The sequence below is a fragment of the Candidatus Alcyoniella australis genome, assembly GCA_030765605.1.
Lineage (GTDB): Bacteria > Lernaellota > Lernaellaia > JAVCCG01 > Alcyoniellaceae > Alcyoniella > Alcyoniella australis.
On record JAVCCG010000093.1, the window covers coordinates 59,043 to 77,314 of the forward strand.

Annotated in this window: 15 protein-coding genes, 1 tRNA gene and 1 other RNA gene; 7 read left to right on the plus strand and 10 right to left on the minus strand. The window is 58.6% G+C overall.

Translation table 11 applies throughout. From position 1 onward, the window contains the following. Nucleotides 1-68 precede the first annotated feature (68 nt). From P9M14_10545 to rpsU, 10 genes are all read right to left on the minus strand, one after another. Nucleotides 69-782, minus strand: coding sequence for a PilZ domain-containing protein (locus P9M14_10545; protein ID MDP8256180.1), 714 nt, complete (start codon nucleotides 780-782; stop codon nucleotides 69-71). Nucleotides 783-1,152: 370 nt separating this feature from the next. Continuing rightward, an RNA gene (gene rnpB, locus P9M14_10550) (RNase P RNA component class A) lies at nucleotides 1,153-1,519 on the minus strand. A 36-nt stretch (nucleotides 1,520-1,555) separates the two neighbouring features. Further along, nucleotides 1,556-1,969, minus strand: a complete 414-nt coding sequence (locus P9M14_10555) for a ribonuclease HI family protein (protein MDP8256181.1) — start codon at nucleotides 1,967-1,969, stop codon at nucleotides 1,556-1,558. Then, nucleotides 1,969-2,676 (minus strand): C4-type zinc ribbon domain-containing protein, encoded by a 708-nt coding sequence (locus tag P9M14_10560; protein ID MDP8256182.1) that lies wholly within the window; start codon nucleotides 2,674-2,676, stop codon nucleotides 1,969-1,971. The genes P9M14_10555 and P9M14_10560 overlap by 1 nt, the downstream gene beginning before the upstream one ends. A gap of 42 nt (nucleotides 2,677-2,718) precedes the next feature. Then, nucleotides 2,719-3,834: a Nif3-like dinuclear metal center hexameric protein gene (locus P9M14_10565; protein MDP8256183.1), complete on the minus strand. Its 1,116-nt coding sequence runs from the start codon at nucleotides 3,832-3,834 to the stop codon at nucleotides 2,719-2,721. 172 nt (nucleotides 3,835-4,006) lie between these two features. Continuing rightward, nucleotides 4,007-4,079: transfer RNA gene (locus P9M14_10570), tRNA-Ile, on the minus strand. 80 nt (nucleotides 4,080-4,159) lie between these two features. Next, the gene (rpoD, locus tag P9M14_10575; protein ID MDP8256184.1) at nucleotides 4,160-5,938 is read right to left on the minus strand and encodes an RNA polymerase sigma factor RpoD; all 1,779 of its coding nucleotides are present in this window, start codon (nucleotides 5,936-5,938) and stop codon (nucleotides 4,160-4,162) included. Nucleotides 5,939-5,951: 13 nt separating this feature from the next. Beyond that, complete coding sequence (gene dnaG / locus P9M14_10580) at nucleotides 5,952-7,742, minus strand: DNA primase (GenBank protein ID MDP8256185.1); 1,791 nt, start codon at nucleotides 7,740-7,742, stop codon at nucleotides 5,952-5,954. An 82-nt stretch (nucleotides 7,743-7,824) separates the two neighbouring features. Continuing rightward, nucleotides 7,825-8,268 (minus strand): GatB/YqeY domain-containing protein, encoded by a 444-nt coding sequence (locus P9M14_10585; GenBank protein MDP8256186.1) that lies wholly within the window; start codon nucleotides 8,266-8,268, stop codon nucleotides 7,825-7,827. Between the two features lie 2 nt (nucleotides 8,269-8,270). Then, entirely contained in the window at nucleotides 8,271-8,471 is a 201-nt protein-coding gene (gene rpsU, locus P9M14_10590; protein ID MDP8256187.1) for a 30S ribosomal protein S21, read from the minus strand. A gap of 281 nt (nucleotides 8,472-8,752) precedes the next feature. Here rpsU and P9M14_10595 point away from each other — a divergent pair, with 281 nt between their 5' ends. From P9M14_10595 to P9M14_10625, 7 genes are all read left to right on the plus strand, one after another. Continuing rightward, nucleotides 8,753-10,033, plus strand: a complete 1,281-nt coding sequence (locus P9M14_10595; GenBank protein MDP8256188.1) for a hypothetical protein — start codon at nucleotides 8,753-8,755, stop codon at nucleotides 10,031-10,033. Nucleotides 10,034-10,072: 39 nt separating this feature from the next. Further along, a complete protein-coding gene (locus tag P9M14_10600; GenBank protein ID MDP8256189.1) occupies nucleotides 10,073-10,309 on the plus strand; it encodes a hypothetical protein in 237 nt (78 codons plus the stop codon). 157 nt (nucleotides 10,310-10,466) lie between these two features. Further along, a complete protein-coding gene (locus P9M14_10605) occupies nucleotides 10,467-10,883 on the plus strand; it encodes a protease inhibitor I42 family protein (GenBank protein MDP8256190.1) in 417 nt (138 codons plus the stop codon). A 40-nt stretch (nucleotides 10,884-10,923) separates the two neighbouring features. Further along, nucleotides 10,924-12,267 carry a C1 family peptidase gene (locus tag P9M14_10610; GenBank protein MDP8256191.1) on the plus strand — a complete coding sequence of 448 codons (1,344 nt, stop codon included), beginning with the start codon at nucleotides 10,924-10,926 and terminating at the stop codon, nucleotides 12,265-12,267. Nucleotides 12,268-12,292: 25 nt separating this feature from the next. Beyond that, a complete protein-coding gene (locus P9M14_10615) occupies nucleotides 12,293-13,639 on the plus strand; it encodes a C1 family peptidase (GenBank protein ID MDP8256192.1) in 1,347 nt (448 codons plus the stop codon). A gap of 713 nt (nucleotides 13,640-14,352) precedes the next feature. After that, a complete protein-coding gene (locus P9M14_10620; GenBank protein MDP8256193.1) occupies nucleotides 14,353-15,321 on the plus strand; it encodes an ATP-binding protein in 969 nt (322 codons plus the stop codon). 135 nt (nucleotides 15,322-15,456) lie between these two features. Then, on the plus strand, nucleotides 15,457-17,811 hold the full coding sequence (locus P9M14_10625; protein MDP8256194.1) for a S8 family peptidase: 2,355 nt from the start codon (nucleotides 15,457-15,459) through the stop codon (nucleotides 17,809-17,811). The last annotated feature ends 461 nt before the right edge of the window (nucleotides 17,812-18,272 follow it).

Below are 18,272 nucleotides of genomic sequence, written 5' to 3' on the forward strand. Positions count from 1 at the left end.
GTGGTGCAATGATACATGCTGCGACGCGGAGAGGATCGTTGATAAACGAAAAGGGGAATACGCGGTTGTTATAGATTGTCGGTGCCGACCTCGACCTCGGAGGGCTGGACCCCTTCGGGCGCCTTGCCGTCGGGCCAATGGAACTTGTACAGCTCTTCGAGCTGTTTGATGTACTGGCTGAAGCGCCCGGCGCTCTCCTTGGAAAACGAGATGATCCGCACTCCCGCGCCGTAGGGATGGTCGAGGTTGTCGTCCTGGCAGGTGAAGCTGTTGGCGATCTCGACTAGACAGGTAATCGGGTCGGCCAGATCGGAGCCGATCAGCTGCATCTCGATCTGCTGACCGCGCACCAACAGCCTGCTGGTTCGGACGTAGAGCCCCTTGGCCGAGACGTCGGACGTGGCCGCGTCGAGCAGGTCGAGCACGTCGTCGCTCTTGATCACCAGCATATCCGAATAGCGCGGATGGCTGCGGCGCTCGTACTCGTAGCGCAACAGCTCCTCGACGTACTCCGAATAATCCTCGGGCGGATTGGGAACCTTGATGCCGTAGATGTACTTATTGCGGGCGATCACCGGCAGGTCGCGGATCCAGACCGGGTAGCCCAAGATCTCGATGTTCTTGCGGTTGGGAACGTTGACCGTGATCTCAAGCTTGGTGTTGATCCCGAGATCGCGGTTGCACGTCATGCCGATGCCGCCCGTGGCTACGTCCTGCACATAGGCGAAAAAAGATCCTTGTTCGGTCTTGACCTTGGCCAACAGGTACTTGCTGACGCGCATCTGAACACGGTGTTCCTGTTCCACTTGCCCACCCCTCGGATTGCGGTTGTAACTTTCGAAATCTATCACGCCGTGCTTCGGCGGGGCAACAAAGACTTAGCCTTTGAAAAACAGAAGCCCGGCCCCACGGATGGAACCGGGCTATTGTAATCAACGGGCCGTTTAACGTCCTGCCCAGGACCGCGGTCTACAGCCCTCGGAACAGTGGGCGGCCCGCGGGACGGTATAGCGTTTCATGGTCTCACCTCCCTATGGGTTTGCTTAATCATGGATGTATCAAAACACATTTTGGCTGCACAGGATCTGATGTAGATCATGCTCCGCGAAAATAGATCAAGGCGTGTTCGGACCTCGTGGGATCACGGAGGAGAGGCGACGGGGGCCTGTAAGCCGGGTTCTGTTCCTGCCAAAGGCAGGTGACGGCCATTCATCTAGGGGGCCCATTACTGGGACCCTCAAGCGGTCTACCCGGGAACATCGAGACGGGCCGCCTCACGTTCCCCTATTTGACCTCGCTCCGGGTGGGGTTTGCCGCACCGCCGGTTACCCGGCTGTCGTGGGTGCGCTCTTACCGCACCATTTCACCATTGCCGGACCCCGAAAGGTCTTAGGCTGTGTAATTTCTGTGGCACTTTCCGTGGGATTGCTCCCCCTGGGCGTTACCCAGCACCCTGCCCTGTGGAGCCCGGACTTTCCTCCCGCGGCACTAGTCCGCCGGCGACCGTCCAGCCCCCGTCGCTGTCATTGTATTGTTGTAGCTCGACAGCGGTCAATCAGCGTTTAGCGAAGTGCTCGTCGATCGCCAAGTTGGCCAGCCGGTCGGCCTCGCTGTTTTTTTCGCGCGGCCCGTGTTCGACCCTCACCCGCTCGAAGTGCGCCATCAGCTCGCGCGCGCGTTGATAAAGCGGAATCAGATTGGCGGCCTTGACTTTGTAGCGCCCCTCGATCTGGCGCACGATCAACTGGGAGTCGGCGCGGATCACCAGCCTGCGGACGCCGTGCTCGCGCGCCAGTTTCAGCGCCAACAGCAGGCCGTTGTATTCGGCGTAGTTGTTGGTGTTCTCTCCCAAATATTTACCGGCCCGGGCCAACACCCGGCCCGTGCCGTCGTAGAGCACGGCTCCGGCGCTGGCCGGTCCGGGATTGCCGCGGCTGGCGCCGTCGAAGTTGGCGTAGAGCGTGTCCATCATCCCTCGGAGAAGTAGAGGATGCGGTGGCAGTTGGGGCAGGTGATGATCTCCTCGTTGCGGATTACCAGGTTGTAGACCTGGGGCGGGAGCTTCATGTGGCAGCCCTGGCAGGTGCCCTTGATCGCGGGCACCACGGCCACGCCGCGGCGCAGCTTGCGCACGTGCAGGTAGCGCTGGATCAGCGCGGGGTCGATGCGGCCCGCGATCTCGTCGTACTTGTCGACCAGCTCCTCGAGGTTGTCGTCGATGGCCGCCATCTGCTTCTCGAGCTTGTCGACCTCGACCTGGTTCTTGTTGCGGTTCTGCTCGAAGCGCTCGCGGGCGCGCCGCACCTCGTGCTCGGACTCCTCGATGGTCTCCATCATCTTGAGGATCTCGGTCTCCAGCTCGTCGTAGTCCGCGCGCTGGTTCTCGATCTGCTTCTGCATCGCGTGGTATTCCTTGTTGGTCTTGACCCCCATCAGCTTGACGCGGTCGGCCGCGACCCGCTCTTCGATCTGTTGCAGATCCAGCTCTTTGGTGCGCCGCTGCTTCATCAGTGCGTTGTGCGTGCTCTCGACCAGTTGGAAATCGTCCTGGCTCGCCTGGATCTGCGCACGGTAGCGTTCGATCTGTTTTGGATATTCGTCCTGATTGCGTTTGACCTCGTCGATGCGCAGGTCAATCTCCTGAAGTTGCTCGAGCGTCTTTAGTTGTTCGATCACTGGGTGCTCCTGACCTGGAGTAGTCATGATTCCTAATCCAGGCTAAATCATGATCGCCGGTTCCCGCTCCAGGGCGATGCGCACGATCGGCACCTCCGGGATCGATCGGGAAAGGGTGTCGGCCATCATTTCGATGAAAATCCGTTCCGAACCAAAATGCCCTGCCTCCAGGGCACACATTTCCAATTGCTCCACGCGCCGCTGGTCGTGATAGCCCAGCTCGCCGGTGACGAACAACGTTCCGGGCTTTGCCGCCACGTGTCCGATCAGCGAACGGCCCGAGCCGGTGCAGACTGCCACGTGCTTGACGCGGCGCGGCGCGCGACCCACGCGGCGTAAGTGTTTCAAGCCCAGCGCGTGTTTGAGCGACTCAGTGAACTGCCGAAAGCTCACTGCGGAGGGCAGCTGCGCCCAGCGTCCCAATCCCGCGCCGGGATGCATGCGCTCGAGAGGATAGACGTCGTAGGCCGGTTCCTCGTAGGGGTGGGCCGCGACCAACGCCGCGATGCAGGCCGGCAGCTTGGCGCGGGGCGCCAGCACCTCGATCCGCAGCTCGGGCTCGCGGCTCTGGGCCCCGACACGGCCGCTGTATGGGTCGGCCCCCTTCAGCGGCAGGTAGCTTCCCAGGCCCGGGCTGCGGAAGCCGCAGCGGGCATAGTCGCCGATCACTCCGCCGCCGCTGTTGAAGATCGCGTCGGCCACAACGTCGGCGTGCTCGGACGGGACAAAGGTCGTCAACTTGTAGTCGCCGCGCGCGCTCAACGGCTCGATCGCCGCCCCGATTTCGAGGCCCAGCAACTCGCACAGCCGGTCGCTCAGTCCGCCGGGTGCGCAGTCGACGTTGGTGTGCGCAGCCAGCAGGTCTATGCCGTAGCGTGACGCGCTTAGCGCGACATCGCTTGCCGGGTCGCCCGCGCGCAGGCTGCGCAACGGCGTGAAGAAAGGCGGATGATGTACCAGCAGCACGCTGGCCCCGGCGTCGGCAGCGGCCTCGATCGTGCGCGGCGTGGCCTCCAGCGCCACTGCCGCTCCCTCCAGCGGCCGACGCTCGTCGACTACCGCCCAGCCCGAGGGATCGTCGGCCAGGGTATAGGCAAAGGGAAAGGCGCTGTCCACGATCTGTCGAAAATCGGCGTGGGTCAGTCCGGGGTTACTCATTGCGCAATAAAAAAAGGGCACCCGTTTGGGGTACCCTGGCCTGTGCGGCGGAGTTGGTGGTCGTCCCGCCGAGAAATGCGCCATGTAAGGCGCGCTTAGGTGGAGTTTTCAAATTGCTCATTGCGCAAAAACTTTGTTCCTGTGCAGTCCTCTTTTGTCAATCAGCTTGTAATGGGCCCACCAGGATTCGAACCTGGGACCGACCGGTTATGAGCCGGTGGCTCTAGCCGCTGAGCTATGGGCCCAAGTGGCCTGAACCAGCGCCTGAAAAAGCGCTCTATTATCCTTCCCGTGGCCGTGTTGTCAAGCCTGTCAGGCTGCCGTATCAACTTTCGACGAACGCGCGCAAGCGTTTGGAGCGGCTCGGGTGGCGCAGTTTGCGCAGCGCCTTGGCCTCGATTTGGCGGATGCGCTCACGGGTGACCTCGAAATCTTGACCGACTTCCTCGAGGGTGTGGTCGCTGCGCTGTCCAATGCCGAAGCGCATTCGCAGCACCTTTTCCTCGCGCGGCGTCAGCGATGAGAGCACGCGTTCGGTCTGCTCGGCGAGGTTGATGTTGACCACCACGTCGGCCGGGCTCGCGGCCTTCTTATCCTCGATGAAATCGCCCAGGTGGCTGTCTTCCTCTTCGCCGATCGGCGTCTCGAGGCTGATCGGCTCCTTGGCGATCTTGAGAACTTTGCGCACCTTCTCCAGCGGCAGGTCCATTTTTACGGCGATCTCTTCGGGCGTGGGCTCGCGGCCGATCTCCTGGACCAGGTAGCGACTGGTGCGAATCAGTTTGTTGATCGTCTCGATCATGTGTACCGGGATGCGGATCGTGCGCGCCTGGTCGGCGATGGCGCGGGTGATCGCCTGGCGGATCCACCAGGTGGCGTAGGTCGAGAACTTGTAGCCGCGTTTGTACTCGAACTTGTCGACGGCCTTCATCAGACCGATGTTCCCCTCCTGGATCAGATCGAGGAACTGCAGTCCGCGGTTGGTGTACTTCTTGGCGATCGAGACCACCAGCCGTAAGTTGGCCTCGATCAGTTCGCTCTTGGCGCGCTTGGCCAGCGCCTCGCCGTGGCGGATGTGGCGTACGGTCATGATCAGTTGATTGGATGTGACGTTGCACTCGCGTTCCAGGTTGCGGATCAGTTCGGCGGACTCGAAGTGGACCGAGGCCAGATGCTCGAGCCGCTCCATGCTGATCTTGCGCCGGATCGCCTCGGCCTGCAGCGCCTTGGGGTCGCGCTTGATCGCCGTGGCCAGCTCGTGGACCTGCCCGGGGTCGATGTTCAGTCGCTCGGCCGCGCGACGTTCGTCGAACAGCGCCTGCTCGAGCTTGTTGCCGCGATGCTTGATGTTCACGGCGATGCGCTCGAGAATGTTCGGGTGCAGGTTCAGCTCGTCGAAGGACTTGACCAGCTCGCCCTGGTTGCGTTCGATTCGGCGTTCGAGGCGGGCGCGCGCCGCCTTGGAGATCCGTTTGGAGGCCTGGGTGCGGTCGTTGCGCACGCGTTCCTCGGTCCGCCGTACGCGGTCGATCAGCTTGGCCATCCGTAGCGTCTCGCGCTCGAGCCAGGTCTTGTCGGCCTCCTCCAACTCCTCTTCTTCGTCCTCCTCGTCGCTGGTGTCCTCGAAGCCCTTGATCAGCTCGCGCAACTTGATCTCGCCCGTGAGCAGCTGCTCCTTGATCTGGATCAGGTCCAGGGAGGTCACCGGGCAGCCCATGATCGCCTGGCTGATCTCGAGATTGCCCGCCTCGATCCGCTTGGCAATCTCGACTTCGCCCTCGCGCGTAAGCAGGCTCACCGCGCCCATCTCGCGCAGGTACATGCGTACCGGGTCGTTGGTCTTGCCCAGGGCCATCGCCTCGAGGCTCTCGGCTTTGCTCTTGGCCTTGGCCTTGGGAGGATGATGCTGCAGCAGCTGCTGGCGCAGCTTGGTCGCGTCCTCGACGATCTCGATTCCCATCTCGCCGAGCATCATCATCAGTTCGTCGATCCGTAGCGGATCGAACTCGTCCGGGGGAATGTACTTGTTGACTTCCTCGTAAGTGACGTATCCCCGCGTTTTGCCGAGGATGGCCAACTTCTTGAGATCTTTGGTCTGGAACACTACTCGCCCCCTATTAATCGCCGAAGGCGTTTATTACACCACTGTCTACTTCGCCAATCTGTCTGCTCAGTTCCTGCTTCCTTTGCAGCAACTCGCGCTCGCGCTGGGGATCGCCCTTGGCCTGCGCCAGCTCCTGCGCGATTTGCCGCGCCTTGCCGCGCAGGTCGGCCAGTCGGATCCTGCGCTCACAGTCGTAAAATGCATCGCGTAGATTGCTCTCGTCGATCGGCAGCTCGCTTAGAATAGCGCCGGCCAGCTCGCGTGCCAACTCCTGATCCTCGAGCCCGGCCAATAGCTGCTCGACGCTCTGGCGCGAGCTGCTCCCTCGATTGTCCAACAACAGCTGCAACGCGGCTCCCACGAAGCGATCCCTGACAATCTCGATCAATCCCGCGTCCTCTATTTCCTCTAACAGCGAGGGGTCCCGTGTGGCAAGGGCCAGCAGCATGGATTCCTCTTTAGGCGTCGGCCTGCGCTCCGACTGCGCCGCCGGGACCGCGGCCGCCGAGGGCTTGCGCCGCTCGTTGCGCGCCGTCTGGATCTGCTGCCAGATCGCCGACTCGGCCACGCCCAGCCGACCCGCGGCCTCGCGCACCAGCAGCTCGCGTCGCGTGGCGTCCTCGACCCGCGCCAGTACCTGGCCGATGCGTTGGCCTGCGTGCACCTTGGCCTCAATGCTGCGGCCGGCCTCGGCCACGCGGTTGGCGATAAAGCGTTCGAGGATCGGCTCGGCCTGATCGAGCATTTCGCGCAACGGATCGGCCCCGTGCTCGCGCACGAAGCTGTCCGGGTCGTGCCCCTGGGGCAGCAGCACCACCAGCGGCTGTTGCGGTTTGTCCAGGAACAGCTCCATCGTCCTCCAGGCTGCCTTGCGTCCGGCGGCGTCGCCGTCGAAGAGCAGCACGATTCGCTCGGTATAGCGCGACAGCAGCCGCGCGTGATCCTCGGTCAGAGCCGTACCGCAGGTCGCCACTGCCTCGCCGATGCCGTGGGCTGCCAAAGCCAGCGAGTCGAAGTAGCCCTCGACAACCACCGCGCGCTTCGTCTGGCGTATCGCCTCGCGCGCCGTGTCCAGCCCGAACAGCACCCGACTCTTGTGGTACAGCTCGGACTCCTGGCTGTTGAGGTACTTGGGCTCGTCGTCCCCCAGCGCCCGTCCGCCAAAGCCCACGCAGCGCCCCTGCACGTCGCGGATCGGGATCATCACCCGGTTGCGGAACTTGTCGACCAGCGAGCCGCGGCGGCTTACGCCGATCAGTCCCAGAACCTCGGCGCGCTTAAGGTCGGCCTTGCGCGAGCGCAAATGCCGTACCAGCCCTTCCCACGAGTTGGGCGCAAAGCCCAGGCTGAAACGCTTGACCAGCTCGTCCGAGATCCCTCGCGCTGCCAGGTATTCGCGTACGTGCTTGCCGTGGCCATTATCGGCCAGCGACGCGGTGAAAAAACCCTCGGTCTCGGCGTTGACCGCCAGCAGCAGATCGCGCTCGCCGCGACGGCGCGACTGAGCATTGGACTCGGGTACCTCGATCCCCACCCGCTCGGCCAACGAACGCACCGCCTCGGGGAAGCTCATCCCCGTGATCTTCATCACGAAGTGGATCGGGCCGCCGCCCTCGCCGCAACCGAAGCAGTGAAAGGTCTGGCGCTCGGGGCTGACCACCAGGCTCGGATCCTTGTCCGGGTGGAACGGGCAGACCGCCCGCCAGTTGCGTCCGGCCTTCTTCAGCGTCAGGTGCTCCGATACCACCTGGACGATGTCCAGCCGCGACTTGAGCTGTTCGATGACCTCTTCGGGGATGGCCATCAATCGCCTCTGGGCGACCCGGGCGAGCCGGGTCCGGTTTGCGGCTTAGGTTTGCGCGACCCTGTCGGTGGCGTCAGTGTGATCAGCTCAATTGCTTGCGCACCAGCTCGCTGACGATCTTGCCGTCGGCGGCCCCGCGCACCTTTGCCATCACGGCTTTCATCACCGCGCCCATCTGCTTGGGTGAGTCAGCGCCGACCTCTTCGATTGCCTGTTTGACCAGCGGGGTCAATTCATCGACCGAGAGCTGCTGCGGCATGTATTCGCCCAGGATCTCCAACTCGGCGCGCTCGCCGTTTGCCAGATCCTCGCGGTTCGCCGCGGCGTAGCTCTCGATCGACTGTTTGCGTTGCTTAATCTGACTCGCGATCACCTCGATCACGGCCTGGTCGTCCAGCTCGCCACTGCCCTTGAGCTCGCGGTTCTGCACCGCGGCCTTGAGCATTCTCAACGTGGAGAGGCGCAGCTCTTCCTTGGCCTTGAGCGCGGTTACGCAGTCGTCGTTGATCCGCTTCTTAAGCGACATTTCTAGTAACGACCTACCTTGCGCATCTTCTTCAGCAGTCTTTTGCGTGCAGCGGCAGCTTTGCGTTTACTTTTAACGCTCGGCTTCTCGTAATGCTCGCGACGGCGCAGCTCCGAGAGGATACCCGCCTTCTCGCACTGCTTGCGGAAGCGACGCAAAGCGCCCTCATAAGACTCGTTCTCTCTAATACGAACGCCTGGCATCTAGAAACATCACCCCTTTCTATGATCAATTTGGGCGTTTCACGCTCGCCCGACAGCTCGGAATTCATTCGCGCCGCAGCGCGTATCCGTTAGTGCCCCGCGCGCCTATGGCGCGCGGGGGAACTAGTGTATTGATTCGCAAGCGGATGTCAAGGCTCAGCGCTACGAGCGTTGCACGGGTTGCGATTTGCGTCCGGCGGGTTGTCTCGGCGGCCGGGCAGTGGTAATCAAAGCTAATGTTTTCACCTGATTCCCAGTTAGTGCGCGAGGGGCCCTCTCGGTTGGCCGCTGAACTGGCGCGCTGGTGCGCGCTGCTGTTTGTGGGCATCGGAGTGGGCCGCGTCGCGCCCGAGGGCCTGACCCGCTTCATGGCCCTGGTCGGCGCCGCGCTGCTGGCGAGAATCTCCGTGAGCTTCCTCTACACCGATATTCAGTACGTCCGGGCGCGCCGCGGTGCGGGCAAGGGCCTGCGCGCCGAACCGTTGGTCGCCATGCTGTGGGTCGCAGCCTATGTGCTGCTGCTGTACCCCGGCAGGTTCGACGGACCGTTCCCCCTGGGGATGAGCGGCACGGCGGCGCCGCTGCTGTTGTTCATGTTCGTGGCTGCCGCAGCCCAACTCGCCGCTGAGCGGTTGGCCGATCTGCCCTCGTCGGACAACGAGGAGGATGAGGAGCAACGGCCCGGGGAGCGCGCCGCGCGCCGCGATCCGTACTTGCTGTCGACCAAGGTCGTGGCCCTCGAGGCGCTGGCCTGGCTGGTCGGCGGCCTGGCGTTCTGTCTGACTTGGCGCTCGATCCCCTCGGCGTTGTGGGGCCTGTGCGCGGGCAGCTTCCTGGCGTTGGTCTTCGGCCTGCTCGCACTGTGGTCCTCCGGCGGACTGAGGAGGATCGTGCCTCAGACCCACGGGATCGAGCACCCGCCGCACTCGCTGCTGATGGTCAGCATGGGCGCGGCGATGCTGATCGACGCGGTGCTCGCCGCACACCTGCTCCCGGCCCAGGATGTACCGGTCTACGGCCGGCTGTTCGTTGCCGGCAAGTTCATGCTGCTGCCCGGCGTGGCGATGTCGGCGATCGTAATGCAGACCATGTCCGATCCCACGGCGCACCTTGCCGAGCGCCGCCGCTCGTTCTCGCTGTCGCTGACTTTCCTGGTGCTGATCCTTGCCGGAGGAGTGTCCCTGGCCTTGGTCAAGCCCGAGTTCGTGGTCGAGGTGCTGTTCGGCGCGGACCCGGGCAACGCGGCCAAGCATCTGGGATTCGCGATGCTCGCCCAAGCCCTGGGCATCATCTGCGTCATGCTGATGCGGATGAACACCTGGTCCAAGGGTCGCCAGGGCTCGATCATCGGGCCGTTTCTCGCGCTGTTGCTCGCCGCGGGCTACGTGGCCTGGCATCGCCGCATCGCCGACTTCCTGGCGATACAGATCACGCTGTATACAGTGGTCACCCTGCTGATGCTGATCTGGACCGCGCGCATGCTCGGCTCGGGCGTGACCCGGGCCTATGACCTTGAAAGCTCGGTTCAGGCCCAGGAAGCGCCCCGGCGCGACAGCGTGTAACCCGCATCTAAAAACCGTAAATCGAGCTATAATTAAGACGTGTCTATTTGCGACAGCCCGTTCTGCGCGGTACGCAAGGATCTGATCAACCACGGCGGTGGCTGGCTGTGGTGGGAGCTGACCATGCGCAGCGGTGAAGTACGGCGTGTGCGCCTGCTCAAGACCTGGGTCGGCATGGGGCCTGCCGGGCCGTTCATCTGGGTCGCGGACGAGAACGATCCCACCGCAGAGCTGCGCCTCGACCTGGTCCAGGTCGTTCACATGCGGCCGACATAGGGTTGAGCGTTTCCATGCTTATTACGGATCAGCAACAGCAACGCCGATGCGCGCAACCGGTCGAATTATAATGCGATTATCGATTGAAAGCGTAACCTTGCGCTTTGACAACCCGCGGTAAAGGGTTTAGAAACGATTCGGCCGAGGAGGACTATTTTTGAGAGCCGCCGCCGCATTTATCCTCGCATTGACCCTGGTGTTGCCGCTCGTGTCCGACGTCCGGGCAGCGGGATCGGCCGCCGAGTCCGACCAGATAATCCAGATCAACGACCAGCAGCCCGCGGGAAGCGAGCTGATCGAGCTGTCCAAGGGGCAGACTATCGAGTTTTGCATCAGCAGCAATCCCACCACCGGCTACACTTGGCAGATCTCAGGCGTGGACGAGGCGCTGCTCGAGCTGCTACGCAACGATTATCAGGTCCAGGGACCGGGGATCGGAGCCGGCGGAGTGCGGACCGTGGTCTACCGCGCCAAGGCCGACGGCGAGTGCACGATCCAGATGATCCACTGCCGATCCTGGCAGTGCGAGCAGACCACCGTCGGCAGCTACAAAGCCCGAATCACCATCCGCTGAAAGCGTGACAACTGTGACGAATCAACGCTTGGAGTTGTAAATGATCAAACGAGCCTGCGTGCCCATGCTCTGCTGCCTGATAATCCTGGCCGCCTGCACCGCTGTTGCGGCCGATCGGCTGACACCGGCTGCGGTGCAGGCTGCCATCGACGAGGCCGGAGCGCAGTGGAGCGCCGCGACAAGTCCGCTGTCGCAACTGACCTACGAGCAGCTGTTGACGGTCGCCGCGGGGCTCGAGCTGGACTCGTGGGCCTTTGAGCAGACGCCGATCTGGAACAGCGGGACCAAGGACGAGCTGCCGGCGATTTTCGACTGGCGCTACAATCCCGGCGACTTCACCACCGTGCCCAAAAATCAGGGCTACTGCGGCGCCTGCGCCGGATTCGCCATGAGCTCGGTGCTCGAATCGTTAATCGAGATCTATTACGAAGATCCCAACCTCAACCCCGATCTGAGCGAGGCGCACGTGTTTTTCTGCGGCGGCGGCCAGTGCAATCGCGGCTCGACATCCGAGATGATGCTGCGCTACGCCCGCTACTATGGCGTGCCCGACGAGGCCTGCATGCCCTATACCGCGGGCTCCAACGCCCAAGACCAGAGCTGCTCCGCGTCGTGCCCCGACTGGCAGGAGCGCGCCCAGGCGATCATCGATTACAAGCGCGTGCCCACGGACCCGACGAGCATCATGCAGGCGCTTAACGAGGCGCCGCTGTTCGCCGGGATGATCATCTACCTCGACTTCGAGCTCTACGGCGGCGGGGTTTACGAGCACGTACTCGGGCCGTCGATCGGTGCCCACGCGGTGCAGATGGTCGGCTACAACGCCGAGGAGCAGTACTGGATCTGCAAGAACTCCTGGACCCCGGGCTGGGGCGAGGAGGGATTTTTCCGTATCCGCTGGGGCCAGGCCGAGATCGAGAACTGGCTGTACATTGCCGAGTACAACGGCGGCGTGCCCTGTTCGCTGAACACCAAGCCCGAGCTGGGACCGGCACGCTACTACGTGGGCGATCAAGAGCTCGGCGATGCCCCGCTGGTGGGCCAAAACGAGGACTTCAAGGTGCGGATCGACTTCGCCGACCTCGAGTGCAACCTGGCCGGCGGCGACATTATGGTCGACCAGGGCGAGGGGTACGAGCGGCTCGACCGGCTGCCCAAGGACGCCGGGTGCAGCTCCGACGAGTACGGGCCGATCGTCTTTTCGCCCGAGGAGCTGAGCCTGGGCGAACACACGATCAATGTGCGGGCCGAGGACCGTTGCGACGACCAGAGCTCGACCCTCGTGCTGCATTTCACTGTGACCGAGCAGCCGCCGGACCGTGGCGGCGACGACGACTCGGCGGACGATGACGACGACGGCGACAGCGGTGGCTCCTGCGGCTGACGCGCTGTTGTGAACGGAGATTTCGATGAGGCACGCGGCCTGTAGCCTTTTGATAATTGCGACGCTGCTGCTGGGCGCGGCCGGCGCGTGGGCCCTTGACGCGCAGTTTATCGCCGAGCTTCAGCAGTCGATCGAGCAGCGCGGCCTGCAGTGGCAGGCCGGGCCCAACCCGATCACCGAGCTGAGCCCCGAGCAGTACCGCCGCATTGCCGGAGGCCTGTTGCTCGACGATTGGTCCCTGGCGCAAGTGCCCATCTGGCGCGGCGATGCCAAGAACACGCTGCCCGATCAGCTGGACTGGCGCGCCAATCCGCTGAATTTCACCACCGGCGCCAAGAACCAGGGTCGCTGCGGCGCGTGCGGCGCGTTCGCCGGCTGCTCGCTGCTCGAGTCGCTGATGGAGATCTACTACGACGACCCGGACCTCGAGCCCGATATGTCCGAGGCGCACCTGTTTTTCTGCTCGGGCGGACAATGCGACGGCGGGACCACTGCGGACACGGTGCTGGATTACATGGTGGAATACGGCACGCCCGACGAGCAATGCTTCCCCTACGAGGCAGGCGATGACGGCGAGGACCAGCCGTGCTCAGACCATTGTTCGGACTGGGAGCAGCGAGCCGAGGCGATCATCGACTACAGCTGGGTCTCGGGCAATTCCCAGAGCATCATGCTAGCGCTAAACGAGGGGCCGCTGCTGGTGGGGATGTTGACCTACGAGGATTTCGGCGCCTACACCGACGGGATCTACGAGCACACCACGGGCGAACAGACCGGAGCCCACGGCGTGCTGATGGTCGGCTACGATGAGGACGAACAGTACTGGATTTGCAAAAATTCCTGGGGCGCGGCCTGGGGCGAGGGCGGGTTTTTCCGCATTCGCTGGGGCCAGTGCGAGATCGAGCGCTACGTGTTTAAGGGCGAGTACGCCGGAGGGGTTCCCTGTTCGCAGAACACCGCACCCGAGCTTGGACCGGTGCGCTACTACGTTGGCGAGACGCAGCTGGAGCAGCCCCAGATCAACGTTGGCGACGCACTGCGGATCGAGGTCGAGTTCCAAGACGCCCAGTGCAACCTGGCCGGCGGCGACATCCAGATCGACCTGGGCGAAGGCCAGGGCTTTGAGCGCTACCTGCGCCTGCCCTCCGACGCCGGTTGCTCGTCCAACGAGTACGGCCCGATCATCTACGAGCCCGAGGACCTGAGCGTGGGCGAACACAGCGTGCACTTCCGCGCCGTAGACCGCTGCGACGACCGCTCCGAGATCCTCGATCTGAGCTACAGCGTATCCGAACCGACGCCCGATCAGGACGACGACGACGACGATGCGCAAGACGCCGAGGAAGACGACGACGCGGGCTGCTGCTCCTAGACGCCACTGATCGTAAATCATGTGCTTTTTCAAGCCGGTTAGGGCGCTTTAGTAAGAAATTACTTTACGTCTGAGATTTGCCTAAAAATCGATGATTATTGCTGCTAATCAAGTACTTGCAAGCTATTCCATGATACTTTGCTTGAGGTGTTGCATACGAATTGGGATTTCAAATCACAGATTTCGTATAGGTTACGAAGCGCGTATAGTCGTTGGAATTGCAGGGTAATCGCGATTTGGCTCCATGCGATGTTCATATACTGCTTTTCCCTGCCGCGCAAGGTCTTGATTAATCAGGGTAATCTTGAAACCGCACGCATGCGATAATCTTTCGAAAAAATCCGCGATTTCCCTGTAATTCCGCCTAAGTACGATAGGGCTTAGTTGATCGCATAGGTTGAGTTTCCGCAGGTCTGTAACTAGATGATTCTAATGCGAAATAATCGCATGGAAAAATCGGCAAAACATTATGTCAACTACACGACTTCAGGCGTAATTTTCCAATCGACGTCCGAGATTTAGTTTTCAATGAGCACCACTATATTTTACCAGGAAGAGGAGGGTGTGTCAAATATAATTATATCACCATCGTGAATAAAACTCGCATTAGTGTAAATTATTATGTAGCCACCACCGTAGGATATCTGCCATAATATCTGAGGGCTGTAGTAGAAAAGGCCGACTACAACAATAGGATGTCGCGGGGTCATGCCATGGCTACATCGGAACAGATAAAATCACTCATCCGTTCACATTTTAGCACCGATGCGGAACGGTTCCATACCATTGCGCTTCAAGTCGCTGCGCACGAGGCACAAAATGGTCATGGAGCCCTTGCGCATGATATTCGTATAATTATTGATAAGGCCCGTAAGGAAACAAGACCCAACATTTTGAAGTTTCCTGATGATTTGCAGGGATTAGTGTACTCCGAGTCGTCCGATATCACCAAGGCCGCTCTTGTAATTCCCAACATTCTTGAAGCAAGGATTGAGCGCATTATACACGAACATAGACAACAACAGAAATTAAAGGCACACGGACTATCGCATCGAAGGAAAATTTTGTTTGTAGGCCCTCCGGGCACCGGAAAGACAATGTCCGCCCTGGTATTGGCTCACGAACTTCGTATGCAACTGTACACGATTCAGGTTGATCGTCTTGTTACTAAGTTTATGGGCGAGACCAGCGCCAAGCTAAGACAGATTTTCGATCTAATGCAGAGAGAATCGGGGGTATACTTTTTTGATGAATTCGACGCAATTGGTGGCGAACGATCAATGGACAACGACGTTGGCGAAATGCGCCGGGTTTTGAATGCGTTTTTACAGTTTATCGAGCGGGACACTTCAGACAGTCTAATTGTTGCGGCTACGAATAGCCCGAGATTGTTGGACAAAGCGCTTTTTAGACGATTTGATGACGTATTGTACTACGAAATTCCTAACCTGGAAGACCGCAGGAAATTAATAGCAAATGTTTTGGGATCGTTTATCGCCACGAGGTTCAGATGGAAGGCAGTTTTACACGAAAGCGAAGGTCTGAGCCAAGCAGAAATCGATATGGCATGTCGGGATGCAATAAAGCAGGCGATTCTTTCCGATAAAACCAAAGTGAGCGCATCCTTTTTATTGGTCATGATTAAAGAGCGGATAAGTATTCGCAGAGGTCAGAAGGCTTAGTTTAAAATGGCAGGTGAACAATATCGGCATATCTTTCTTGCAGGTCCATCAAGCTCACAAGGATTCACCAATCCCATAAGTGGAGGCTCCCCTCCTCGATTGCCGTCGAGGGATAGATCCCGCCATAGCAGGCACTTGCAGCAACAACTTCTGCAAGCGTGGAAAGAAGCGGATAACCGTCAAGCAGTTTCTCATGCCGACAGGGATGGCGCCTACATTGAATTTGAAAGCTCACCCGGATTTGATCTTGTGGTACGAAGCCTTGAGCGTATTGGCTCTGGCATACGGCTTCTTAATGTTAGAAAGGAGGGGACAGGGACCGATAAGCGTACACTTGCTACAGTCTATGTACCTTACAACAAACGCGGATATTTTTTAAGAAAAATTATAGCTTATGCCAAAGAGGACACAAAAAGTGGTAAGCCGAAAAACGCAAAGCTAATTGAGAGTATCTCAGACATTCGTCATGCCGTTCTCGAGTCTTTCTGGCGTTCTGATGAACGTGGCATGATCCCTGGCGATATTCGAGAATGGACGGAAGCATGGATCAGTAGTGATTCTGAAAAAATTGTAACCCGTTTTCATATCTTGCTAAGCAATCTTCAGATAGAACAGACAAAGGGAACACTTAAATTCCCTGAAAGAACGGTAAAACTAATTCTAGCCAACCGACATCAATTGGAACAGATTGTAGAACTTTCGGATGATTTAGCTGAGTTCCGTGCGGCCAAAGAAGTAGCATCGGCTATTATCGATCTTCAAAACCAAGATCAAGTGCAGCTTGTTCAAGATCTTTTAAGCCGAACTCGTTTCCGACAAAATGCGGAAAATTGCGTATGCATTCTCGATACAGGCGTGAACAACGGCCACTTGCTGATCAACCCGGTATTGGATAATGCCGACCTTCATTCTGCAAATCCGACCTGGGATATTAGCGATGATCGTGGCCATGGCACTCTAATGGCTGGAATTATTTCCTATGGCGATCTTCTTTCCGTCTTAAACTCGAACGGTCCTTTGATTGTTGATCATTGTTTAGAGTCATCGAAAATATTGCCTCCTCCTCCTGATCAAAATCCAAAAAAACTTTGGGGCGATATTACCTCACAAGGTATTAGCCGTGCAGAAATCCAGGCCCCTCAACGTAAGAGAATTTTCTGTATGGCTGTTACGTCGACAGATGATCGAGATCGCGGGCGCCCATCGTCTTGGTCTGCTATAATCGATAAACTTACATCTGGATATGAAGATGACACATATCGTTTTATCATCATTAGTGCTGGGAATGTTGATAATCCCGACAACTGGCGAAACTACCCAGAAGACAATCTCACAAATGAAGTCCATGATCCCGGCCAAGCATGGAACGCATTAACGGTTGGCTCATTTACTGAAAAAGACCGGATCAATGATCCGATGATGGGCGACTATGCTCCAATCGCACCCAATGGCGGGCTTTCTCCCTACAGCACAACGTCAACCTCTTGGCCAACTCGAAAATGGCCGATTAAACCGGATGTTGTTTTTGAGGGTGGTAACGTGGCTCGAGGACCGAACAATTCAATATACGCTCATGATGACCTTCAATTATTGTCGACCTCTTACAAGCCTCACATAGTCCAGTTCAGCAGATTTAATGCGACGAGCGCCTCTGCAGCGCTCGCAGCTTGGATGTGTGCTAAAATACAAACCGAATATCCGGAAGCTTGGCCTGAAACGATTAGAGCATTGATCGTGCATACTGCTGAATGGACCGCAACCATGAAAAGTCAATTTCTTCCAAACAATTATTCCAACCGAAAGAAAGACTATGCAAAGTTATTAAGAATATGTGGCTATGGCGTGCCTGATCTTGAAAGAGCCCTTTACTGCGCGTCTAATTCTTTGACATTGATTGCTCAAGCAGAGTTACAACCATTTGATAAAAGCGAGTCCGGTGGATATATAACGCGTGATATGCATCTTTATCGCCTTCCTTGGCCAACTGACATCCTTGAGAATCTTGGAGGAACTCAGGTGCAAATGCGGGTTACTCTTTCTTATTTTATTGAGCCGGGTCCAGGGGAAGTTGGTTGGGATGACCGATATAGATATCCGTCACATTCACTTCGGTTTGCAGTTAATAGCCCCGGAGAGCTAGAAGATGCCTTTATAAAAAGGATAAATAAACAGGCGTGGGATGAAGATGGAGGACACCCAGGTACTACAGGCCCAACAGATAAATGGGTCATTGGTGACGCAAGAAATGTTGGATCAATCCATTCCGATATTTGGAAAGGAACGGCGGCAGATCTTGCTGATTCCAGAATGGTTGCAATTTATCCAAATGTTGGGTGGTGGAGAGAGCGACATCATTTGAATCGCTGGGACAAAAGGTGCAGGTATTCGTTAATTATATCGATAGTTACCCCTGAACAGGCTGCGGATATCTATATTGCGGTTGCTCAGCAAATTGGAGTGGCAATCCCTATAAAGGTTTCGGTGGAATGATTTGCTGGGGAATATTAAGAACACCTATAACAGCGAGAATTAAGAGCCCCGACAGTTTGCATTAGCGTGCTCTGTAGACACGCATTTGAACGGGTATATTGCTGGCCACCAAATATAACGTCTATCCTCGGAGAATTTAGTATAGGTGGCAAGACGCCTTTTAATAGATATTTTGAACTTATACATGATAATGAATTCCGGGGACACAATGAATTCCGGGGACATGAATTCCAGGGACACGATACTTAATTATTGCTTGTTGGATCAAGGTCTGTGAATAAGTATCGTGCCCGTGTGCCCAGGGCCCTTTCTTCAACCGTTTCGTATGCTTCGCTGACCTGCCCCCAATCGCTGGTCCGGTTTCTAAGTTAGTCCAACCGCCCTTTTCGGGCTAGCGTTTTCCATTCCTTTCTTGCCCTGCGCCGCTGCGAATTCGACCGGCGTTAGATTGTTCAGGGCGC